This window comes from Arthrobacter sp. UYCu511, from assembly GCF_040547105.1.
GTDB lineage: Bacteria > Actinomycetota > Actinomycetes > Actinomycetales > Micrococcaceae > Specibacter > Specibacter psychrochitiniphilus.
This window is the reverse complement of sequence record NZ_JBEPPB010000003.1, coordinates 206122-227754: the sequence shown is the minus strand read 5'-3', so window position 1 is coordinate 227754 and position 21633 is coordinate 206122. Positions and strand designations below refer to the sequence as shown.

Below are 21633 nucleotides of genomic sequence, written 5' to 3'. Positions count from 1 at the left end.
AACACTTTTTTGCTTGATGAGGGCGCTGCGCGCGCCCTGGCGAGGCCCTGGCCCTGAGCGACCCACGCCCTTCCTGCCAGGGCTAACCGGCGTGATGGTTAGTGATTGAATCTGACGTTTTCAAGACGTAAGCAATCAAGTTGTGCTATTGTTGAGGCAGCAGAAGATACCCGAAGGTATTGAGAATTTGCCCTCGGGGCCCTATTTGAGGAGAAATAAGTAGCATGAGCGAGAACACCCAGCTTGGCCCCTTCATGGATGCCGAACTCACCAGCCAGCCCGAAGTGTGGGCCCAAGCAATTGCCCAGGCTAAGAGTGAGAACCTGCTACCGGCCGACGGCGCACGCGTTGCTGTCATTGGCTGCGGCACCTCTTGGTTCATGGCACAGAGCTACGCCACGGCACGTGAAGCCGCCGGCAAGGGTGTAACCGACGCCTTCGCCGCATCCGAAGCCTTCTTGGGTGCCGAGCGCGGCTATGACGCTGTCATCGCCATCACCCGCTCAGGGACCACCACCGAGGTGCTGGAAATCCTCACCGCGATCAAGGGCACCGTGCACACCGTTGCACTGGTGGGCGATATCAACTCACCGATCATGACCTTGGCTGACGCCGTGGTGGAGCTTCCCTACGCTGACGAGCAATCAGTGGTGCAGACCCGCTTCGCCACCACCGCGTTGAGCTACCTGTTGACAAGTGTTGGCATGGATCTGAGCGCCGCCGTTGAGGACGCCAAGATCACCGTCACCGCACCCGTTGAGCAGGAACTTATTGACGCTGAGCAGTTCACCTTCTTGGGAACCGGCTGGACCGTAGGCCTGGCCCACGAGGCTGGCCTGAAGATGCGCGAAGCCGTTCAGGGCTGGACCGAATCCTACCCGGCCAAGGAATACCGCCACGGCCCCATCTCCATCGCAGCCCCGAACCGTGTCACCTGGATGTTCGGCGACCAGCCCGAAGGCCTGGACCGCGACGTTGCCAAGACCGGTGCGCTGTACGTGAACACCACCACGCACCCGCTGGCCGAGCTGGCCCGCATTCACCGCGTCACCTTGGAACGTGCCCGCGCCCGCGGCATGAACCCTGACCTGCCGCGTAACCTCTCACGCTCGGTCATCCTGGACGACTAGTCACACCGGTGTCCGGCTAAAATGTTAGGCACCCCACTTCTTCCGAGGTGGGGTGCCTGCTGTTTGCCGCCACCCTTTGAGCCGCAACCTTCCCAAGTTTGCACGCACTGAACGCCGAAAGAGACTTATTCATGAACACCTTGATGAACCGCGCTGGAGAAACTGGTGCTGCTGATGACAGCGGTGTAGGCAACACCTCTCTTGTCCAGGATGCCGTCCTGGCTTTTGATATTGGTGGCACTGACATGAAGGCCGGGATTGTCCTGGGTGGACTAGGCGGTGAGGGTGGGCTATGCGGTGAGGTTGGGCTAGGCGGTGAGGTTGAGGTCCGTGACCTCCAACGCCACCCCACACCTCTTGACGGGGAGCGCTCGGGGGCCAGCGTTTGCGCCCGGATTGTTGAGCTCACGGGACAGTACCGTAGCGCCCATCCCGAGCTGAAAATCTCCGCCGTTGGCGTCACAGTGCCCGGCATTGTGGATGAAGAGAACGGTATTGGCGTGTTTTCAGCCAACTTGGGCTGGAAGAACTTCCCCTTCACAGCAACACTGACACAAGCCCTTGGCCTGCCTGTGGGATTCGGGCACGACGTCGGCATGGCTGGTGAAGCTGAATTCCGGCTAGGTGCCGCCGTGGGCAAGACGGATGTGCTGGTCATGGTCATTGGCACGGGAATTGCCGGGGCCGTGGTGTGTGATGGCAAACGTATTGCCGGTGGCGGCTACGCAGGTGAAATTGGCCACGCCATGGTGCCTTCTCCGGATGGCGGCATGGCCATCATGGAATCCCTGGGCTCGGCAGGGGCTGTTGCCCGCCGCTACACCGCTGCCACCGGCACACCTGTGGCAGGGGCCCGCGATGTTTTGGCGCTGGCCGCCGAAGGTGACCTTGCGGCCAAGACCGTCTGGGCTGATGCCATAGACGCCTTGGCTTTTAGTGTGGCTCAGTGCGTATCCATCCTAGGTACCGAAACAGTTGTTCTTGGTGGTGGCTTGTCCATGGCTGGCGCGGCACTCTTTGAACCGTTGGCGGCACGGGTTGATGAACTCCTGACGTTCCACCGCCGCCCCCACTATGTACACGCAGCCCTGGGCGAGAACGCCGGCCTCATAGGTTCGGCACTGAAGGCTCGCAGCCTTCACGCCGCCTCGGCCGAGGAAGGGACAGCATGAACAACCCTGGCGTGAACAACTCTGACGTAAACATCTCTGACGTGAACAACTCTGATTTGAACAACCTGGTCCTGACGCTCACCCCCAACCCGGCCGTTGATGTCACTTACACCGTTGACGGCGTGGAATTGGGTTCCTCCCACCGTGTCCCCACCCCGTTGTACAGGGCCGGCGGAAAAGGCTTAAACGTCTCACGGGTTGCCCACCAGCTGGGCTTTCCCACCCTGGCCATCGCCACGGTGGGCGGACTGTCGGGGGAGCGGTTCCGTGCGGACCTGGCATCCTCCGGCATACCGCACCACTTGGTACCCGTGGCTGCTGCCACCCGCAGCAGCATCGCCTTGGTGGATACCGCCGCGGATTATTGCACCAGTATTTTCAACGAGTCCGGCCCAGCACTCACCGCACAAGAGTGGCAGCGTCTGGCTGCGGCGGTGGTGGATGGCTTGGCTGGCAGCCAAGCATCCACCGGTGTCCGCAAGCCGGGCGTGCTGGTGGGCTCGGGTTCCCTCCCGGAAGCTGCGCCGGATGATTTCTATCCGGCACTGGTGGCTCTGGCTCACGCTGCCGGGGTTCCGGCTATCATTGACACCTCGGGTTCCGGCATTGTGGCTGCTGCCAAGGCCGGAGCCGATCTACTCAAGCCCAACAACCACGAGCTCATGGAAGCCGTCGCTGAAAAGGACCTGGTTAGTGCCGCCCGCAAACTCATGGACTTCGGTGCCAAACGGGTGCTCGTCAGTGTTGGCGAGGAAGGCATGCTGGCCTTCAGCGCCGAGAGCCCGGGTACTTTTTTGCAAGCGAAACTGCCAGCACCCCTGAGTGGGAACCCCACGGGGGCCGGAGACGCGGCGGTGAGTGCGGCCGCCGTCGCGCTTGCCCAGGGAGTCTTGGACCTGCGGGAGATCCTGCGCCGGGCCACCTCCTGGAGTGCCGCCGCCGTTCTCATGCCCGGTGCCGGGGAAATATCCCCACGGTACGCGGAGCTCGCCGATCAACTCATCATCACAGAACATTAAGGACCTTTTTAAGATGGCATTGACAAACACCCGCGAGATCATGGACCTGGCCGTCAAGACAGGGGTGGGACAGGGCGCGTTCAACGTGATCCACCTGGAGACCCTTGAAGGGCTGATTGCCGGAGCGGAGCGGGCCGGGCGCCCTCTGATCCTGCAGATCTCGGAGAACTGCGCCAAGTTCCACGGTGGGCTGGAACCCGTTGCGGCAGCCACCCTGGCAGCGGCCCGCAAGGCCAGCGTGCCGGTGTCCGTGCACCTGGACCACGCCGAGGATGAAACCCTGGCCTACCAGGCCGTGGACTTGGGATTCGGCTCCATCATGTATGACGGCGCACACTTTGAGTATGAGCAAAACGTTGAGGTTACGGCCCGTGTGGCCGCCTACGCCCATGAGCGCGGCGTATATGTTGAGGCCGAGCTGGGCAAGGTGGGTGGCAAGGACGGTGCGCATGCCCCCGGCGTGTTGACCGATCCGCTTGAAGCGGCAGCCTTTGTTGCTGCCACGGGCGTGGATGCGCTGGCCGTAGCGGTGGGTTCCTCACATGCCATGACCGAACGTTCCGCAGCCTTGAACCTCACCCGTATAGCGGAGCTGAAGGCCGCCTTGAGCGTGCCCCTCGTGTTGCACGGCTCATCGGGTGTCTCGGATGAGAACATAGTGGCAGCCATTGCGGCAGGCATGACTAAGATCAATGTCTCCACACACCTGAACGGGTTCTTCACCCGGGCGGTGCGAGAATATTTGCAGGACAACCCTGCCGTGGTGGATTCACGCAAGTATCTTGGCGCTGGCCGCGATGCTTTGATCCCGGAAGTTTCACGGCTATTGAGCATGTTTGCAGCAATTGCCGCAACGGAAAGCTAATTCTCAAGGCCTGTGGGCCGCCAAGGAGTGGACATGAACAGAACTGAACGGCTCACAGCCATTTTGGACATCTTGGCGGCCGACGGCCATGTGGAGGTCGGTGAGATCGTGGGAAAGCTCGGGGTCTCCCCGGCCACGGCCCGCCGCGATCTGGACTCGTTGGCCAATGAGCGGCTGCTGACACGAACCCGTGGCGGTGCCACCAGTGGTTCTGTTTCCTATGACCTTCCGGGGCGCTACAACCGTGATGACCATGCGGAAGAAAAGCAGCTGATCGCGCACGCTGCCAGCGCGTTGATTCCCAAGGGCGCTGTTATTGGTTTGTGCGGCGGAACCACCAGCACGGCTTTGGCACAGGTGCTCTCCACCCGCGAGGACCTGATGGTGCATTCCAACAGGCCCACGCTGACGGTTGTCACCAATGCCATCAATATTGCGGCGCAGCTGGCCATCCGCCCCAATTTTAAGATCATGGTGACAGGTGGGATCGTCAACCCGCGCTCGTACGAGTTAGTGGGTCCCTACGCCGACAGTATTTTGCAGCGCGTGGCACTGGATTTTGCCTTCATTGGTGTCAACGGGATCGAGCCAGGTGCCGGTCCCACCACCAATGATGAGGGGGAGGCCTCGGTGAATTCCAGGATGGCTCGGCGCGCCTCGGAAGCCTACATTTTGGCGGATGCCTCAAAAATTGGCAAGCGCGCCTTCGCCACCATGGAAGAGCATGATTTCCGCAACCTGATCACTGATGCCCGCATCACCGATGAGCAGCTTGCGGCGTTCCGGGAAGCCGGTACCAACGTGATTGTGGCCCCGCCGCTTGAGCATTGAGTAGTTGCTCAGCGGGGGAGTAGCCAGTGGTATTCCAGTTCCGGGCGGCCTGGGGAACCGTGCCGGGGCGCTTTGCTGGCGGAACCAGTTTCCACCAAGTGATCCATATACCGGCGCGCTGTCACTCGGGACATGGCTAGTTCGGCAGCGGCCTCGGTGGCCGATGCTGGATGCTGGTGGGAACGGAGCCAATCAGCTACTGCTCGAAGCGTCTCCGGAAGCATGCCCTTGGGCAACACCAATTTCCCTGTGGGCCGCAGCTGTGAAAGTGCCCGGTCAATGGCATCCTGGGAGGTTTGGGTCCTGTCCGCCAGAACAGAGTGGTAGCTGCGGTAATTCTCCAGCTTTTCCCGGAACGCAGCAAAAGTGAAGGGCTTGATCAGATACGCCGTAATGCCCAGCGCAATGGCTGACCGGACCACCTGGACATCGCGCACCGCCGTGATGGCCACAACATCCGGGACCAGTCCCAGTCCGTGAATGCGCCGCAACAAATCCAGACCGTGCCCATCTGTGAGGTTCATGTCCAACAGAATCAGTTGCACGGCAGGGATGGCGGGATCATGCAAGGCCACCAACGCGGCCTGCATGCCATGGGCTTGGGCCACCACCTCAAAACCGTCCAAGCGGCGCACATACTCTGCGTGCGCGGCTAACGCGATGGCGTCATCGTCCACCACAAGGACCCTGATGGGGGCAGGTACGCTCATGGTGTTCCGTTCATTGATGACGAATGGGCTTCAAGGGCGTCCACCGGAAAAACCGCGGTCATGAGGGCACCGCCGTCGTTCTCACCGGTGATGGTGCCGCCGAGAGCGGTGGTTGCGCGGCGAATCAGTGCCATGCCGTAGCCGCGACCGCCCGGGGAGACCGAGGATTTATCTGTGGTGCCTATTCTGCCAAGGATATCCAAATCGGTAGTGGGCAGGCCGGGACCGTTGTCGGCAACTGTAATGGTGAGCTCGCCGTCGGCCACCAGCAGATCCACCCACACTGTGGGACTGTCGCTACAACTAGCGGCGGCGTCCATGGCGTTGTCCACCAAGTTGCCCAGCAGTGTGACCAGTTCGCGCGGATCCAAGGTGTCCGGTGGCAGAATTCCGGCGGCGGTCAGCTCCAGGCTCACGCCGCGCTCAGCAGCCTGGGCGCGTTTGCCCAGCAGCAGCGCGGCCAGGAATGGCTCATCGAGTGCTTCGACAAACTTCCCGCCCAGGCGAACGGTGTCACGATGTTCAGCCGTGGCGAAGTCCAAGGCTTCACGGGGCCGCTCCAGTTCGATCAAGGAAATGATGGCGTGCAGCCGGTTTGCATGTTCGTGGGTTTGGGAACGCAGGGCCTCCACCAACGTCTGGGTACTGCTGAGGCTGCTCGCCAGGGCCGTCAATTCTGTGTGGTCACGCAAGGTTGTAACAGTCCCTGCTGGAGCGTTGTTCCCCGGGGCGAGCGCCGGACGCTGGCTCACCACCAAGAGCCGATCACCGGCTAGATGAACCTCATCGGTGGCGGTACGGCCACTTTCCAACAGTTCCCGCAGTGAATCCGGCAGTCCCAAGGAATTCAAACTAGGCTGCGCTGCTGGCGTCTGCCCGGCAGTGGGAGCCGTGTGCCCTAGTGACTTGTGCCGTAGTGCCGTGTGCCCTGATGACTTGTTCCCGAGCGCCGTGATCCCGAGCAGCAATGCCGCGTGGTCGTTGTAGAGCACTATGGTGCCGCGCGTATCCACCAGTACCAAGCCTTCACGCACTGAATGGAGCACAGATTCGTAGTACGTGAACAGCTGGCCCAGTTCTTCGGGGCCCCAACCCAAGGTGACGCGTTTGAGGTATCTGCCCAATGCCCAAGCTGCCAAGGAACCGGCCATCAACAGCGCTGCAGCCAGCCCCAGAACTGTGGGGAGCCTGCTGGCTACCAGCACTTGGACATTGTCCACGGTGGTTCCAGCTGCCACCATGGCAAGCACTGTCCCGTCAGTGTCCTTGACGGGAACAATCACGCGAACCGACGGCCCAAGAGTGCCCGCCGTGGTTTCAAAATAAGTACTTCCGGCCTGTGCCTGGGCGATGGATCCCACATATTGCTTGCCGATCTCTGCAGGATCGGGGTGAGTCCACCGGATACCTGCGGGGTTCATCATGGTGACGAAATCTACGTGCGCATCAGCCATCACGGACTTTGCATACGGCTGCAGCGTGGCGCTCGGATTGGGTTGCTTAGCCGCAGCTGCCACGGCGGGGGAATCGGCGATTGCGGTGGCCACGGCAAGCAGCCGCGCGCTGGTCTGCTCATAAGTGCGGGAGCCGGCGTCGTGCACCATCACCGTGGCCAGCCCGGCGGTCAAGAGCACCACAAAAATCAGGTTGGCAACGAACAACCTGCGGGCAATACTCCAGCCACGCCACACCATGAACAACCTTTCGTGCGACCAATATGAACACAACGGTGAGATAAGTCACGTTGCGGGGCAATCTTATGTGAGGCGGATGCCACGCCCTACCTACCAATGCTAATCACCAGCCGCGCAGACCTGCAAAGCAGAAACGCATAAGCAAGGAGTCACTATGAGCTCTCAAGGACGAGGGACCCTCAGCACGGCCAAGCCGGCAAAACGCCGGCTGGATAAAACCCATTGGCTGTACATTGCGGTCATCGCCGCGGTGGTTTTTGGTGCGGCGATCGGCCTGCTTGCTCCCGAAGTGGGCAAGTCACTGAAGCCGCTCGGGACCATGTTCATTGCGCTGATCAAGATGGTCATTGCACCCATCATTTTCTGCACCTTGGTGATTGGTGTTGGCTCCATTGCCAAGGCTGCCACCGTGGGCAAGGTGGGTGGCCTGGCGCTGCTGTACTTCATGACCATGTCCACCGTGGCGCTGGCTATTGGTTTGCTGGTGGGCAACATCATCCACCCGGGAGCCGGTTTGCACTTGCAGCCTTACAAGGCCGGTGGCGGCGCCGAGGAGAACTCCACTGTGAAGTTTTTGATGGAAATGATCCCCGGGGATATCCCCGTACTGCCCACCCTGGTGCTGGCCCTCATGGTTGGTTTCGCAGTGCAGTCCCTGGGCAAGGCCGGCGAGCCGGTGCTCAACGGCGTCAAGCACATTCAAAAAGTAGTGTTCAAGCTGATGACCATGATCATGTGGCTGGCTCCGGTAGGCGCCTTCGGTGCCATTGCCGCAGTAGTAGGTGCCACGGGCTGGGCCGCCATTGGTTCCATGGCCATCCTCATGGGTGCCTTCTACCTGACGTGTGCACTGTTCATCGTGGTGATCTTGGGTTCCATCCTGCGTCTAGTGACTGGCCTGAACATCTTCACCCTGATGCGTTACCTGGGCCGCGAATACCTGCTCATTTTCGCAACCTCCTCCTCCGAGTCGGCCCTGCCGCGACTGATGGCCAAGATGGAACACGCCGGTGTTTCCAAGCCCGTTGTCGGCATCACTGTCCCCACCGGATACTCCTTCAACCTTGACGGTACCGCCATCTACCTGACCATGAGTGCCTTGTTCATCTCCACCGCCATGGGCCTGCCGATGAACCTTGGCGAGCAGATTGGCCTGCTGGTCTTCATGGTCATTGCCTCCAAGGGTGCTGCCGGTGTCACCGGTGCCGGTCTGGCAACTCTGGCTGCCGGTTTGGCCGCTCACAAGCCGGTTCTGCTCGATGGCATGGGCGTGATTGTGGGGATCGATAAGTTCATGTCCGAGTGCCGCGCACTCACCAACTTCACCGGCAACGCCGTGGCCACCTTGCTGATTGGCAAGTGGACCCACGAGCTTGATATGGACAAGGCCCGCGAAGTCCTAGCCGGCCGTGACCCGTTCGATGAAATCAATATGGACGACGACGATCACGGCTTCGGCTCTTCGGCTGGTGCTGAGGTTACCCCGGGTGCTGCTGACGGTTCCGCTATCTTGGAAAAGGACAACCGCGTCCCCGTAAACGTCTAGTTTCAGCCCGCACCAACGAATCGATCCGTGAGCTAATGCCGCTTAGAAGTGTCTAAGAGGCATTAGCTCACGGGTCGATCTGGGAATAGCTGAGCGGGAGCCGTCTAGGCGAAGAATTCTTTGCCGTAGTAGCTACCCGCGGCGGGTAGCCCGGCCGGAACGGCAAATACTCCTGAGCCCACGTGCCGGATGTACTCGTTGAGCCGGTCCGATTTTCCCATCTTGCGCTGCAGCGAGATGAATTGTTCCGGGTCTTTCTGGAAGCTCAAGAACATCAGGCCTGCATCGAGCCTGCCTACGGAGTCCAGTCCATCGGTGAAGTTGTAGCCGCGGCGCAGGATCTTGGTGCCACCATTGTTTTCATGCGCGGCCAGGGCCATGTGTGAATCACCTGGAATGGCAGGGGCGCCGCCGTGCACGGCATGGAAGTCTGGGACATCATGTTCCTTGGCCCCTGACAGAGGTGCGCCCTCGGCCTTGGTGCGGCCAAAGATGCTTTGCTGGTCCCCAATGGGGTCCTCGTCCCAGGTCTCAATGAGCATGTGGATTTTGCGGGCCACCAAGTAGCTGCCGCCTACCATCCATGGTTGTCCGGCCTCGTCCCCGACCCACACGTGCTGCGCAAAATCGTCGTCGCTGGTGATGTTCCGGGTGCCGTCCTTGAAGCCCATGAGGTTTCGCGGCGTGGTTTGATTCGCCCCGGCCGAGGCGCGGCCAAAGCCCAGGACAGTCCATTTTGTTCGCACGGACGTCCGGGCCATCCGTGCCAGGTTCCGTACCGCGTGGTACGCCACTTGCGGATCGTTGGAACAGGCCTGGATACACAAGTCACCGCCTGTCATGGCGGGATCCAGCGATTCCCCGGCCATGGCGGGCAGCTGTGCAAAGTCCACGGGCTTGAACTTCTCCAGCCCAAACCGTTCGTCAAAGAGCGAGGGCCCAAAACCCAGTGTCAAGGTCAGTCCGTGGGCACCCAAATCTGTAGCCTCACCCGTGTCAACGGGAATGGCGTGCTCACGGCTGGGCTCAACTTTTCCCACGGGGCGCCCGGCCGTCATTTGTGCCATGGCCGCAGACCACTTGGCCAGCACCAGCTGCAACTCCACGGCGGTTGTGGCGGTCAGATCAAAGCTGGTGAATACCAGATGGTCCTGCGGGGCTGTGGCGATCCCGCCTTGGTGTTCCCCGTAGAAAGGTTCCGTGAGGGCAGAACGCTGCTCCACCAGTTCAAGCTCGGTGGGCGGCGTGGGTGCCTTGGCGCCAGTGAGTGCCACAGCAGCACCAGCACCCAAAACCAGCCCGCCGGCACCGGCAACGGCTGCCGAGCCGCCAAAGAATCGTCGCCGCGAAAGCTGCTGTGTAGCAGGCTGTTCAGGCTGTTGTGTTTGTTGTGCAGGTTTTTGGGCGGGTTGTTGGTCCGGGGCGGCTGTGGGCTCGTTCATTAGACGGTGGCTACCTTTTCCGAGATCTTGGCCAGCGGTGCCTGCAAGGCCTGGATCAGTGCGGTGAGCTTGGCGCCGTCGCTCTTCTTGAGCTCGTCCGTGTAGGGCTTCCAGCCGCCCAGGGCCGCCTCATCCTGGTAGCCTGTCAAGGCCTTGTTGACATTCTCAAACTGGGCCTCAATTTGGGCGCTCAGGGTCCCGTCAATCTCTTCCAAGGCGGGCTTAAGGTATTCAAATGCCTGCTGTGAGCCTTCAATGTTGGCGGCGAAGTCCAGCAGATCCAGCTTGGAGTATGCTTCTTCTTCGCCGGTGATTTTGGAGGACTGGACCTCCTCGAGCAGTCCGCTGGCGCCGTTAGCCAGTTCCTCGGGCTTGTAGGCGCCGGTGTTTTCCAATTCCTTGGTCAGGGATGCCAGCGTGTGAACATTCTTCACGATCCCGGCAGCCAGCGCTTTGGTGGAGGCAGTGATGGCTTTGGCTTCGAAGAGGTCCTTTTCGAGGGGGTGGAAACCTGTCCACTCGGTGCCTGGTTCAACATCGGCCACACGCAAATCCAGGGCCGGATCCAGATCGGGGAAGCTCTCTGCCACGGGCTCAATCCTCTCGAAGAAGGGGCGCGCCGCTGCGTAGGCTTTTTGGGCGGCGTTCACGTCACCGGCATCCACTGCGGTTTGCAGCGCCGCCACGGCGCTGACAAGGTTCTCCACCTGACCTGTTACGTACTTTGCGTAGCCGCTGGTGCCTTCTTTGAGTAGTTCGCTGACACCGTTGGCTGCGGCTGAGGCAGCACTACCGGTCACCGTGAAGGGGACATTCTCTGTGCTGGCGCCGGGGCAATAGAGCTGGTATTGGCCACCAGCCAAGGTCACGGTGAAACTGACAGGCTTCAGGCCGGGGATGACGTTCTCACGCTCGCCCAGGATTCGCTTGTCGCTGAGCAGTTCTACTTCGCTGACGCCGGAGGCATCCTTGTTCATTACGGTGAAGGTGACTGGGCCAGCCGGTGCAAAAGCGTGGTCAGGCACGCATTGTTCTTCACCGTTGACCTGCTCAACACTGACGTTGATCTGGGCTGCGCCATTACTGACGGGAGCAGCGCCCTCCTGAGAGGTGCTCTCTGCCGATTTTCCAGAGGAGTTCTCAGAGGAGTTTCCAGAGGAGGGAGCGGCGCCGCATGCTGCCAGCGAAAGCGCTAGCACTGCCGCTCCGGCGAAGAGGGCAGGAACTCCGGGGCGGGTGATTCGGGAGGAAGTCATTGAGGTCCTTTTATCGTGTTGGGGTCAATCTAACGTGTGCTGCAAAAGGGTGGTCTAAAACGTGGTGTCTACAAAAGGATCGATTTCATGGCGTCCAGCGGCTGTTTCAAGATGCTGATTTTCAAGATGCTGCTGCCGAGCGCTGCGGGGTGGTTTCGGATTTTGTGGCGCGTGCTGTGCTGGTACCTGCTGCCCGGAGCTTTCGCAGGCCTGCGACGGCCAGGAAGAGTGCGGTGATGCCCAAGAGCGCTGGCAGATACCGCGCCCACAGAACGTTTTCTGAGGCGGCGGATTCGTAACTGTTCAGTGCCGCCACGGTGGAACTGACCTGGGCGTCCGGGACGTGCCAGCCTTGCGCGTTGTGCACGGCAATGGTCCGTGGTGAGCCAAGCCCGCCCCCGGTGAGGGTGAGGGTGCTGGCCTGAGTGTTGACGGCGTCCACTATGACCCCTTGGGCCATCCAGAGCGTGATCTGGCCCTGGTGCTTCCACGAGGCGGTGAAGGGGCCCGGGTTGGCTGAGGCGCTGATACCCACCGGCATGCGGCCGCCGTTGAGAGTGGCCAGTTCCTTGGCAGTAAGGGTGGCAGATTCGGTGCTCTCGCCGGCAGTTCTCTGGCCAGCCGTGCCGCCGGGTGCACGCAGGCCGGCAGTTCTCTGGCCTGGTGCGCTCTTGCTCGTGAAGACCGAGACGGTGCGCCCGGCGTGAGATTCCGTGCCGTGTCCCGTGAGTTCATGCGAAATTTCGGTGCCGTTGCTAGCTGTTTCTACGAGGGAGAGGGATGCTGGCGCAGACCAAGAAGCAAAGAGATCTCCGAGAGTGGCACCGGAAGCGTCTCTTTGCTGCGCAACGCGCAGCGTGGCTGCCGGGTCACCGGAGGAGGTGATGGCCGCCGTCGTGCTGGTAGCAAGAGGGTTCGCGGGGATGGCCAGGGGTGCGGTGATGGCGAGGGTTAGGGCAGCAACGCCCATGGCTCCGGCGCTGGCGAAGTACACGCGCGGCAGGGCTGCCGGGCTGGGTCGCCAGGTGCGCGGCCAGAGGATGAAGGCCAGCATGGGGATCAGGTACAGGGCCCAGCCCAAGAGCTCCACAACGCGGGGATCCGGCGGGATGCCGAACACGCCGGTGAGGATTGCGGCCCGGGCGGAGCCATTGGGTGCCAGCCAGGTGAGATCTATCGTGGTGCCTTGGCCTACGTTAATCCACCCGGCCTCGTGCGCGGTCCGTAGGGATTTCATGACCAGGCCGGCGGCCACGAACACCAGAAATATGCCGGTGGCTTTGAAGAACTTGGCCAGGTTGAGCTTGATGGCGCCGCGAAAGAGCAGGAAGCCAATGCCGCAAGCAATACCCAAACCCAGCACGGCGCCCAATCCGGCTGCCAGCGGGCTCAGGGATGATTGGAAGGCGGCAACCATGAAGACGGCGGTTTCCACGCCTTCTCGCAGCACGGCCAGAAACGCCATGAGCGCCAGTGCAGTGACGGAGCCGCCCTTGAGGGCCGACCAAGCATGCGTCTCGAGAACGGATTTCATGGAGCGCGAATTCTTGCTCATCCACAGGATCATGTAGGTCACTATCAGCACGGCCGCGGCGCCAATGAGCGTCTCCATGGCTTCTTGCTGCTGTTGTGGCAGCGCCGCTGAGACTAGTTCCAGCACAATTCCTGTGAGGGCGCTCAGGAGGACCGCGGCACCCACACCCAGCCACATTGGCCGAAGGGATACGCCATTGCGGCGCAGAAATGCTGCGATCATACCCACTATGAGAGCGGCTTCGAGGCCTTCACGAAGGCCAATGACAAATGTTGCGAGCACGTGTTGCTCCGGAGTCCGTCGAAGGTGCGACTGGGGTCTGCCCCTGTACTTAGGCAAGGTTACCCTTTGAAGGACTAAAAAATATAATTAGGCCAGTGGAGTGTGGCCTATTGCGGCACTTGTGTCACCAAATGTGTTCGGGAGCGTCCATGACTGTTTTGGTGGGCTCGGCGGCCGTCCATTGCCCAAAGGGGGCGTCCAGGATGTAGCGCTGGCCGTCCTTGATGAGGGTGCGAGTTTCGGCGTTGGAGGGATTGTTCAGTGACTCAAAATACTCCACCGACCAGTGGAACCAACGCATGCAAAATAGCCGCATGGTCAGCCCGTGCGTGACCAGTAACGTGTTGGGAGCGTAGTCGGGGCGGGCCCAGTGGCGGAAGAGGGTTTCCATGAAGGAGGAGACCCTGTCATAAACATCTGAGCCCGATTCGCCTTCCCGAAAGCGGTAGAAGAAGTGACCGTAGGCGTTGCGGAGTTCCTTTTGGTCGGCAATCTCTGCGGGGTTCTGGAAATTTGCCCAATCCTGCTCCCGCAACCGCGGCTCTTCCATGACGGTCTCTACGAGGTCCCCCAAATTCATGGCTTCAAGGGTTTGATGGGCACGCAGATACGGTGAGACATAGACGCGCACTTTTTGGCCATCCAATTGCCGGCGCACATGCTCACCGGTTGCCTTCGCCTGGGCCACGCCCAGCTCCGTCAATGGGATCCGGTAATCCGGCAGCCGGTTGTAAATGCTCTGGTCCACATTAGCCGCCGACTGGCCGTGACGGACCATGATGATTTGACGAGGAGCACCCATCTGCTGACCCTATCCCAGCCGGGGTGCGGTCCGGGTGCACAAATGCTCTGGGCCGTGCATCATTACGTATATGAGTGAACAGCGTCCCGTACTTCCCGCTTCCGACGGCGGCCCTTTTGTCCCAGCCCCAACCCCCTCACGTGCCGGGGGCGCTGGACTTGTGGGAAGCCCTGATTTTGCTGGGGGTGCGGATTTTGCTGGGGGTGCGGAGTGGGGGAGTAAGTCCCGGCGCCGGCTGATCATTGAAGTATTGCTGGTCCTGGGACTCTCACTGGGGCAGTCGGCCGTGTACTCGGTGGTCTCGTTGCTGGACAAAATGAGCCGGGCACCCATAGCCCAAGGCACTTCTACCTTGAATACTGTCCAAAGCAACCGCGAGTTCTTTGACTTTACGTACCAGATTCTTGGCATCTTCTTTGCCCTGGTGCCGGTCATGCTGGTGTTTTATCTGCTGGCCGAGCCGGGCAAGTCAGTGTTCAAAAAGATCGGGCTCGATTGGCGGCACCCGTTCCGTGATGCGCTGGGTGCGCTGGGCTTGCTGGTCATCATTGGGGTGCCATCGTTAGGGCTGTATGCGGCTGGCCGGGCCATGGGCATCACCACCGAGATCATCCCCAGCGCCCTGAATCAGTACTGGTGGACTATCCCTGTACTGATCCTCTCAGCCATCCGGGCCGGGGTGCTGGAGGAAGTGATTCTCAACGGCTACCTGCTGGGGAGGTTGACAAAGATTGGGCTAAGCTGGTGGGCTGCCATCTTCCTGGCGGCATTGCTGCGGGGAAGCTATCACCTCTATCAAGGCTTCGGCCCGTTCATTGGCAACTTTGCCATGGGCCTGCTCTTTGGCTGGGTTTATAAAAAGTGGGGCCGAGTAGCGCCGTTGGTGATAGCCCACGCGCTGGTGGACATTGCGGCCTTCACGCTGGGCCCGGCACTGGGCTTCGGCGGCTGATGTTTTCTGCCCGGCGTGCTGTGTGCACTGTGCGCCGGGTACGCGTGGGCGCGCCGAGGACCGTGGACCGTGCGCCGGGTACGCGTGGGTACGCCGGGCGAACTGAGAAACGCCAGCAGGGCCCACCCTCACTGGAGGATGGGCCCTGCTGGCTTAGTGCTTGATGGTGAGAGTGCTAGATGGTGACCTGGCCGTTAGCCGTTTCAAAGGTGACGGACATGATGCCGGGGGTGCCGCGCGGGGCGATCCATTCCACAGCGACGTCTTCCAGAGGGGCCTCGACGGGTTCGCCGAGCCATTCTGTGACGCGTTCGGCGCTGCCGGCAATGGTCAAGGAGGACAACCGCACGGTGGCGGCACGGGCCTGGGAAGGGTGCAAGGTGGGGTCGCCCTCCCATTTGAGCATGTAGGGGACTTGGGGGTCGGCAATCAGGCCCTTGATGCCGATCTGTTGCCAGATAAGTTCCTGGCCGTCGGGGAATTTGCGGTTGCCCGGGACCGCGCTGCGTCCCAGTCGATCCTCAAAGGGGGCTAGGTCGTCAACGGCGACGCACCAACCCATCCAGCCACCACCTGCTGCGGAGCGGGCCTTGACAGCCTGTCCAAAGGGGGCCTTATCCGAGGCCGGGTGGTTGAGGCACTCGACAATTTCCAAATAATGGTGATCGGTCAGGGGGATGATCATATTGCGGGTGCCGAAGCGCGGGTGTATTCCGCCCTTCACCGCGGTGACCCCGAGGGCTGTCGCGATTCGCTCCGTGGTGGCAGCCAATCCATCTGATTCACTGGCGTAAGAAACATGATCCATTCGCATGAGTTCATCTTGGCACTTTGTTCCATTCCGCTCGACTTAGCGTTACCTAAGTCACATGGGACGTCTGATGTTGGGGTGCTGCGCGAACTCTGCCGGTGGGGCAGAATTGATAAGGTGACTGAGACTGATGCACCCTTGAATCTGCCCACCGCCGCAACCGTGGCCGAGCGTATAGCCACCGCCATTGCCGCCGAGTTGGGTGTGCGCGCCGCCCAAGTGCGGGCTGCCATTGGCTTGATGGACGACGGCGCGAGCGTGCCCTTTATTGCCCGGTACCGAAAAGAAGTCACCGGGACCCTCGATGACACGCAATTGCGTGATCTGGAGGAGCGGCTGCGTTATCTGCGTGAGCTAGAGGCCCGCCGCATGGTGGTGCTGGAGACCATCCACGGGCTGGGCAAACTTAGCGCGGTGCTGCGCCGATCGGTGGAGACTGCCGCCACAAAATCGGAGCTGGAGGATCTGTACCTGCCGTACAAATCCACCCGCAAGACCAAGGCGGATACGCCTAGGGAAGCGGGTCTGGAGCCTTTGCTCGACGCGCTGCTGGCGGACCCCTCAAAGTTCCCGGCCGTAGAGGCTGACGCCTTCGTGGATGCCGGACGCGGTGTGGACACAGCCGATGACGCGCTTGCCGGCGCCCGAGCCATCCTGATTGAACGTGCTGGTCAGGACGCGGTTTTGGTGGGCGAGCTGCGTGAACGGCTCTGGAAAACTGGCCGGCTGCGGTCCTCCGTCAAGGCGGGCAAGAGCTCCGACGGGGAGAAGTTCAAGGACTATTTTGACTTCGCACAGCCGCCGCACACCCTGCCCAGCCACCGGGTATTGGCCCTGTTGCGCGGTGAAAAAGAGGGTGTGCTCTCACTGGATTTGGCAGAGGGTGATACCCGCGATGCAGACGCTCAAGTGCAGGCCCGCGCCAAGTATGAAAACGCCGTGGCCCACTCACTTGGCATTGCCGAATCCGGCCGCGCTGCCGACTCCTGGCTCGTGACCAGTGCCAAGCTGGCGTGGCGCACACGCATCCTGACCCGCCTCTCGGTGGACCTGCGCGTGCGCTTGTTCCAGAGTGCAGAAGAGGAATCAGTGCGGGTCTTTGCTGCAAACCTGCGCGATGTTCTGCTCGCCGCCCCGGCCGGAAACCGCTCCACCTTGGGCCTTGATCCGGGCCTGCGCACAGGTACCAAGGTGGCGCTCGTGGACGGGACCGGCAAAGTAGCGGCAACGGATACCATTTACCCGCACGCACCGGTAAATCGCTGGAACGAATCCCTGGCAACCCTGGTATCACTGGCGCAAAGGTATGACGTTGAGTTGATTGCTATTGGCAACGGCACGGCGAGCCGTGAAACTGACAGGTTGGCCACTGAACTTGTGGCTGAGCTCAAGCGGATCAATCCCGAGCGAAAGGTCACCAAGCTGGTGGTCTCCGAAGCTGGCGCGTCCGTCTATTCGGCGTCCGCCTTGGCTAGTGCCGAACTGCCTGGCATGGATGTGTCTTTGCGCGGCGCTGTCTCGATTGCTCGCCGGCTACAGGACCCGCTGGCCGAACTGGTCAAGATCGAACCCAAATCCATTGGGGTGGGGCAGTATCAGCATGATCTGACGCCGGCCAAGCTGGACCGCTCCCTCGACGCCGTCGTAGAAGACTGTGTCAACGCCGTGGGGGTGGACCTGAATACTGCTTCACCTGCGTTGTTGGCGAGGGTGGCCGGAGTGGGTCCCTTGTTGAGCGAGAATATTGTGGCTCACAGGAACCAGCACGGGCCCTTCAGCAAGCGGCGCGAACTGCTCAAGGTGGCGCGGTTGGGGCCCAAGGCTTTTGAGCAGTGTGCCGGGTTCCTGCGGATCACCGGGGGAGCGGAGCCGCTGGATGCCTCCAGTGTGCACCCTGAAGCGTACGGTGTGGCACGTAAAATCCTCGCTGCAGTGGGTGCAGGGGCCCACGATATTGCCGGAGGCGTTGGGGCCGTGGGTGGCGTGAACCCGGCCGACTTCGTGGACGGTGACTTTGGTCTGCCCACGGTTGCTGACATCATCTCCGAGTTGCAAAAGCCTGGCCGTGATCCCCGGCCCCGTTTTGAGACTGCCACCTTTGCTGAGGGCATTGAGAAGATCACCGATCTGCGCCCCGGCATGATTCTAGAAGGCACCGTGTCGAACGTGGCCGCCTTCGGAGCCTTCGTCGATATTGGTGTCCACCAGGACGGGCTGGTCCACGTCTCAGCCATGAGCAACAGCTTCGTTTCGGACCCGCACACCGTGGTTAAATCCGGTCAAGTGGTGCGGGTGAAGGTTCTAGAAGTTGAGCCCGAGCGCAAACGCATCTCCTTGACGCTGCGCCTTGATGATCAAGCCGGGGAGAGGAACGCCAAGCCCGACGCCGGCTCCCGCGCGTTAGGAGGTCCCTCACCTGCGCGCAGTGCGCCCCAAAGTGGCAACCCGGCGGCCAAGAGTGGCGGCCCGGCTCCGAAGAGTGGAGCTAGCGGCCAGCGCCGGCAGGGGAATCCGGGATCGCAGGGCCGCCAAGGCGGGCAGCCCCGGGATAGAGGGACGGGCACCTCCACCAATACGGCTAATACCACCAACACAGCCAGTACAGCCATGGCAGAAGCCCTGCGCCGCGCAGGCCTAGGAAAGTAATCACTCGCTTACCGGCCAGCCCGGTCAAGCCAGTGGAAAATGATCCCGATCTACACCCGAAACCCTGCCGGGCGCCGTGCAGGGGGAAAAATCTCTCCAATATCAGTGACTAATTCGCCCTAAAGCTCTCTCTTGCGCAAATTCCACGCAAATATTCGCAAAAAGTCATAAACTCGTCATATTCTTGCGAAATCTTGGGCATTCTTTCACACTGGAGGCAGGTCATGAGTGTCAGCGAATAGCCCCGGCTTGCTGACCGGCAACCCTCCTTCCGCGGCGGGGTGCCCCGGGTGAAGACCTGGCACCGAACCATCCGGTTTGAGGTGCAAGCGCGGGCCATATCCGTTCAGGCCCTTCCCGCATGGCGCGGTGGAGGGCCTTTGCCGTAGGCCTCTAGTGTGAAGGAAACAACCATGAGCAACGGTTGGTCATTTGAAACCCGTCAGATCCACGTAGGTCAGGAGCCCGACGCCACCACCGGCGCCCGTGCCCTCCCCATTTATCAGACCACGTCTTTCGTCTTCCCGTCCGCAGAGAGCGCTGCCGCCCGCTTCGCGTTGACCGAGTTGGAGCCCATCTACACGCGCCTGGGCAATCCCACCACGTCCGTTGTTGAAGACCGCATCGCGAGCCTTGAAGGCGGCGTTGGTGCGCTGATGCTGGCCTCGGGGCAGGCCGCCACCACGTTCGCCATCTTGAACATTGCCGAGTCCGGGGACCATATTGTCTCCAGCCCCAGCGTGTACGGTGGCACGTTCAACCTGCTGGCCCACACGCTGAAGAAGCTCGGCATTGAGGTCACCTTCGTTGCCGATCCCGATAACCTGGATCAGTGGCGTGCCGCCGTGCAGCCCAATACCAAGGCCTTCTTCGGCGAGACGGTCTCCAACCCGCGCCAGGACGTCCTTGACCTGGAAAACATCAGCGCGATTGCCCACGAGGCCGGTGTGCCGCTGATTGTGGACAATACTCTGGCCACCCCGTACCTGATCCGCCCGCTGGAATGGGGTGCGGACATTGTCATCCACTCCGCCACCAAGTACCTCGGCGGGCACGGTACGGCCATTGGCGGGGTAATAGTTGACGGCGGCAAGTTTGATTTCGCTGCAAACCCGGAGAAGTTCCCCGGCTTCAACACCCCGGATGAAAGCTACAACGGTCTGGTCTATGCCCGTGACTTGGGTGTGGGCTGCGCACTAGGTGCCAATCTCGCTTACATTCTCAAGGCTCGTGTGCAGTTGCTGCGTGACCTGGGAGCAGCAATTTCCCCGTTCAACGCCTTCCTGATCGCTCAGGGCATCGAGACGCTGAGCCTGCGCGTGGAACGGCACGTCAGCAACGCCGTCACGGTGGCACAGTGGCTGGAAGGAAATGAAAACGTGGAGGCTGTGGCCTACGCGGGCATTCCCTCCAGCCCTTGGTTTGAGCGCGGTCGCAAGTACGGCCCCAACGGCACTGGTGCCATCATCGGTTTTGACATCTTGGGAGGGCTCGAGGCTGGCAAGCGTTTTGTTGACGGCCTAGAGCTGCACTCGCTGGTGGCTAACTTAGGTGATGTGCGTTCCCTCGTCATCCACCCCGCTTCCACCACCCACGCCCAGCTCACGCCGGAGCAGCAACTGGCCGCAGGTGTACGGCCGGGTCTGGTGCGCTTGTCGGTGGGTTTGGAAAATGTTGCAGACATCATCGCTGACCTTGAAGCCGGGTTCCGCGCCGCAAAATCGGCGTGATCCGCGTGGGACGGGCTGTGGATAAGGGCTTGTTGTCCTCGGGGTTCGCTGCTGCCGCGGCGCAACCTGTTGGTGAGGACTTCTGTGCAGCTGTGGGACAAGGCGGAGGTGTGTTGCGCTCGATCGAGATCGGCGCCCTTCCCCTAGAGGCCGGGGGCGTGCTGCCCTCGGTGACCATGGCTTTTGAATGCTGGGGGACATTGAACGCCGCCGGTGACAATGCCGTGCTGATCCAACATGCCTTGACCGGAAGCACGCACGTCAGCAGAGGCGAGTCCGAGGAAGATGGTTGGTGGGAAGGCCTCGTTGGCCCCGGCGCCGTTATTGACACCAACAAGTACTTTGTGGTGTGCGCCAACATGCTGGGCGGCTGTTACGGAACCACCGGCCCCTCCAGTATTGCGGAGGACGGCAAACCCTACGGTTCCCGGTTCCCCTTCATCACCATCCGTGATTCTGTCGAGGCCGAGGCCCGGTTGTCGTCGCGCCTGGGCGTCACCTCGTGGCATGCGGTCATTGGCGGTTCCATGGGCGGTGCCCGTGCACTGGAGTGGGCGCTCATGTACCCCGAAAAGGTGCGCCGCTGCGCCGTCGTCGCTTCCTGTGCCTCCAGCACGGCCGAGCAAATTGCCTTCGCCCAGGCCCAGGTGCTGGCCATCCGGCAGGATCCGCATTTTGTTGGCGGCGACTATTACGACGGCGCTGCCCCCACCACAGGTCTGGGACTGGCCCGGCGGATCGCGCACATCACCTACAGGTCTGAGCCTGAAATGGGTCAACGGTTTGGCCGTAAATCCCAGGACGACGGCGGCACCATTAGCCACGTGCGGCTCGCCCCGGAGGTGGGGGGACAGTTCCAGATCGAGAGCTATCTGGACCACCAGGCGCACAAGTTGGTGGGCCGTTTTGACGCGAATAGTTACATTGTCATTACCGAAGCGCTCATGAGTCACGATGCGAGCCGTGGCCGGGGGAGCCTGGAACAGGCCTTGAAAGTGGCCTCAGGGGTGGAATTCATGGTGGCTGCGGTCAACAGCGACAGGTTGTATTTCCCCACCCAATCGGAGGAGCTCGCGGCAGCGCTGCCTGGAAATGTTGTGGTTGCCAGCATTGATTCACCCATTGGACATGACGGTTTCTTGACCGAAGTGGCCGCGGTGGGTGACCTGCTAGCGGCATCCCTGTTCAGGGCCCAGTAGCTCAAAGTCTAA

The 21633-nt window shown here is 61.3% G+C and carries 17 protein-coding genes and 1 riboswitch; of the genes, 10 read left to right on the top strand and 7 right to left on the bottom strand.

Annotated features, from left to right (window positions below):
- Positions 1-224 precede the first annotated feature (224 nt).
- The 5 genes from ABIB48_RS06715 to ABIB48_RS06695 all read left to right on the top strand — a co-directional run bounded on the left by ABIB48_RS06715 (position 225) and on the right by ABIB48_RS06695 (position 5017).
- Positions 225-1130, top strand: a complete 906-nt coding sequence (locus tag ABIB48_RS06715; RefSeq protein ID WP_315914777.1) for an SIS domain-containing protein — start codon at positions 225-227, stop codon at positions 1128-1130.
- 131 nt (positions 1131-1261) lie between these two features.
- Positions 1262-2302, top strand: coding sequence for an ROK family protein (locus ABIB48_RS06710; RefSeq protein ID WP_315914776.1), 1041 nt, complete (start codon positions 1262-1264; stop codon positions 2300-2302).
- Complete coding sequence (locus ABIB48_RS06705) at positions 2299-3321, top strand: 1-phosphofructokinase family hexose kinase (RefSeq protein WP_396334240.1); 1023 nt, start codon at positions 2299-2301, stop codon at positions 3319-3321. The genes ABIB48_RS06710 and ABIB48_RS06705 overlap by 4 nt, the downstream gene beginning before the upstream one ends.
- Positions 3322-3334: 13 nt before the next feature.
- Positions 3335-4186: a class II fructose-bisphosphate aldolase gene (locus ABIB48_RS06700; RefSeq protein WP_354212502.1), complete on the top strand. Its 852-nt coding sequence runs from the start codon at positions 3335-3337 to the stop codon at positions 4184-4186.
- A gap of 33 nt (positions 4187-4219) precedes the next feature.
- The gene (locus tag ABIB48_RS06695; protein WP_354212501.1) at positions 4220-5017 is read left to right on the top strand and encodes a DeoR/GlpR family DNA-binding transcription regulator; all 798 of its coding nucleotides are present in this window, start codon (positions 4220-4222) and stop codon (positions 5015-5017) included.
- An 8-nt stretch (positions 5018-5025) separates the two neighbouring features.
- Here the strand turns inward: ABIB48_RS06695 and ABIB48_RS06690 are convergent, their stop codons facing one another.
- Together ABIB48_RS06690 and ABIB48_RS06685 are read right to left on the bottom strand one after the other, a co-directional pair.
- Positions 5026-5727, bottom strand: coding sequence for a response regulator (locus ABIB48_RS06690; RefSeq protein ID WP_354212500.1), 702 nt, complete (start codon positions 5725-5727; stop codon positions 5026-5028).
- Entirely contained in the window at positions 5724-7421 is a 1698-nt protein-coding gene (locus tag ABIB48_RS06685) for a sensor histidine kinase (protein ID WP_354212499.1), read from the bottom strand. Before ABIB48_RS06685 ends, ABIB48_RS06690 begins: the two co-directional genes overlap by 4 nt.
- A gap of 154 nt (positions 7422-7575) precedes the next feature.
- Here ABIB48_RS06685 and ABIB48_RS06680 point away from each other — a divergent pair, with 154 nt between their 5' ends.
- Positions 7576-8967, top strand: a complete 1392-nt coding sequence (locus tag ABIB48_RS06680; protein ID WP_110104456.1) for a cation:dicarboxylate symporter family transporter — start codon at positions 7576-7578, stop codon at positions 8965-8967.
- 104 nt (positions 8968-9071) lie between these two features.
- On the opposite strand, the gene efeB is transcribed toward ABIB48_RS06680, so the two are convergent.
- The 4 genes from efeB to ABIB48_RS06660 form a co-directional block, all read right to left on the bottom strand.
- Positions 9072-10409: an iron uptake transporter deferrochelatase/peroxidase subunit gene (gene efeB / locus ABIB48_RS06675; RefSeq protein WP_315914772.1), complete on the bottom strand. Its 1338-nt coding sequence runs from the start codon at positions 10407-10409 to the stop codon at positions 9072-9074.
- Positions 10409-11665, bottom strand: a complete 1257-nt coding sequence (gene efeO / locus ABIB48_RS06670; protein ID WP_110104454.1) for an iron uptake system protein EfeO — start codon at positions 11663-11665, stop codon at positions 10409-10411. The genes efeB and efeO overlap by 1 nt, the downstream gene beginning before the upstream one ends.
- A 121-nt stretch (positions 11666-11786) precedes the next feature.
- Entirely contained in the window at positions 11787-13481 is a 1695-nt protein-coding gene (gene efeU / locus ABIB48_RS06665; protein WP_354212498.1) for an iron uptake transporter permease EfeU, read from the bottom strand.
- 124 nt (positions 13482-13605) lie between these two features.
- Positions 13606-14283: a histidine phosphatase family protein gene (locus ABIB48_RS06660; protein ID WP_354212497.1), complete on the bottom strand. Its 678-nt coding sequence runs from the start codon at positions 14281-14283 to the stop codon at positions 13606-13608.
- A gap of 70 nt (positions 14284-14353) precedes the next feature.
- On the opposite strand from ABIB48_RS06660, the gene ABIB48_RS06655 reads away from it, so the two are divergent.
- Positions 14354-15235 (top strand): CPBP family intramembrane glutamic endopeptidase, encoded by an 882-nt coding sequence (locus tag ABIB48_RS06655; protein WP_110104451.1) that lies wholly within the window; start codon positions 14354-14356, stop codon positions 15233-15235.
- A gap of 175 nt (positions 15236-15410) precedes the next feature.
- Here the strand turns inward: ABIB48_RS06655 and ABIB48_RS06650 are convergent, their stop codons facing one another.
- Entirely contained in the window at positions 15411-16049 is a 639-nt protein-coding gene (locus ABIB48_RS06650; RefSeq protein ID WP_110104450.1) for a VOC family protein, read from the bottom strand.
- A 114-nt stretch (positions 16050-16163) separates the two neighbouring features.
- Here ABIB48_RS06650 and ABIB48_RS06645 point away from each other — a divergent pair, with 114 nt between their 5' ends.
- The 3 genes from ABIB48_RS06645 to metX all read left to right on the top strand — a co-directional run bounded on the left by ABIB48_RS06645 (position 16164) and on the right by metX (position 21621).
- Positions 16164-18692, top strand: a complete 2529-nt coding sequence (locus ABIB48_RS06645; RefSeq protein ID WP_502914107.1) for a Tex family protein — start codon at positions 16164-16166, stop codon at positions 18690-18692.
- Positions 18693-18912: 220 nt separating this feature from the next.
- Positions 18913-19030, top strand: a riboswitch (SAM riboswitch).
- Positions 19031-19105: 75 nt separating this feature from the next.
- On the top strand, positions 19106-20422 hold the full coding sequence (locus ABIB48_RS06640; RefSeq protein ID WP_110104448.1) for a bifunctional o-acetylhomoserine/o-acetylserine sulfhydrylase: 1317 nt from the start codon (positions 19106-19108) through the stop codon (positions 20420-20422).
- Positions 20423-20514: 92 nt separating this feature from the next.
- Complete coding sequence (metX, locus tag ABIB48_RS06635; RefSeq protein WP_354212565.1) at positions 20515-21621, top strand: homoserine O-acetyltransferase MetX; 1107 nt, start codon at positions 20515-20517, stop codon at positions 21619-21621.
- Positions 21622-21633 lie beyond the last annotated feature (12 nt).

What these genes read in the sequence shown, in the direction of transcription:
- ABIB48_RS06695 (WP_354212501.1), top strand. Translation starts at nt 4,220, where the DNA reads ATGAACAGAACTGAACGGCTCACAGCCATTTTGGACATCTTGGCGGCC.
- ABIB48_RS06660 (WP_354212497.1), bottom strand. Translation starts at nt 14,283, where the DNA reads ATGGGTGCTCCTCGTCAAATCATCATGGTCCGTCACGGCCAGTCGGCG.
- ABIB48_RS06680 (WP_110104456.1), top strand. Translation starts at nt 7,576, where the DNA reads ATGAGCTCTCAAGGACGAGGGACCCTCAGCACGGCCAAGCCGGCAAAA.
- ABIB48_RS06705 (WP_396334240.1), top strand. Translation starts at nt 2,299, where the DNA reads ATGAACAACCCTGGCGTGAACAACTCTGACGTAAACATCTCTGACGTG.
- ABIB48_RS06715 (WP_315914777.1), top strand. Translation starts at nt 225, where the DNA reads ATGAGCGAGAACACCCAGCTTGGCCCCTTCATGGATGCCGAACTCACC.
- ABIB48_RS06685 (WP_354212499.1), bottom strand. Translation starts at nt 7,421, where the DNA reads ATGGTGTGGCGTGGCTGGAGTATTGCCCGCAGGTTGTTCGTTGCCAAC.
- ABIB48_RS06710 (WP_315914776.1), top strand. Translation starts at nt 1,262, where the DNA reads ATGAACACCTTGATGAACCGCGCTGGAGAAACTGGTGCTGCTGATGAC.
- ABIB48_RS06640 (WP_110104448.1), top strand. Translation starts at nt 19,106, where the DNA reads ATGAGCAACGGTTGGTCATTTGAAACCCGTCAGATCCACGTAGGTCAG.
- ABIB48_RS06700 (WP_354212502.1), top strand. Translation starts at nt 3,335, where the DNA reads ATGGCATTGACAAACACCCGCGAGATCATGGACCTGGCCGTCAAGACA.
- efeO (WP_110104454.1), bottom strand. Translation starts at nt 11,665, where the DNA reads ATGACTTCCTCCCGAATCACCCGCCCCGGAGTTCCTGCCCTCTTCGCC.
- ABIB48_RS06650 (WP_110104450.1), bottom strand. Translation starts at nt 16,049, where the DNA reads ATGCGAATGGATCATGTTTCTTACGCCAGTGAATCAGATGGATTGGCT.
- ABIB48_RS06690 (WP_354212500.1), bottom strand. Translation starts at nt 5,727, where the DNA reads ATGAGCGTACCTGCCCCCATCAGGGTCCTTGTGGTGGACGATGACGCC.
- ABIB48_RS06655 (WP_110104451.1), top strand. Translation starts at nt 14,354, where the DNA reads ATGAGTGAACAGCGTCCCGTACTTCCCGCTTCCGACGGCGGCCCTTTT.
- efeB (WP_315914772.1), bottom strand. Translation starts at nt 10,409, where the DNA reads ATGAACGAGCCCACAGCCGCCCCGGACCAACAACCCGCCCAAAAACCT.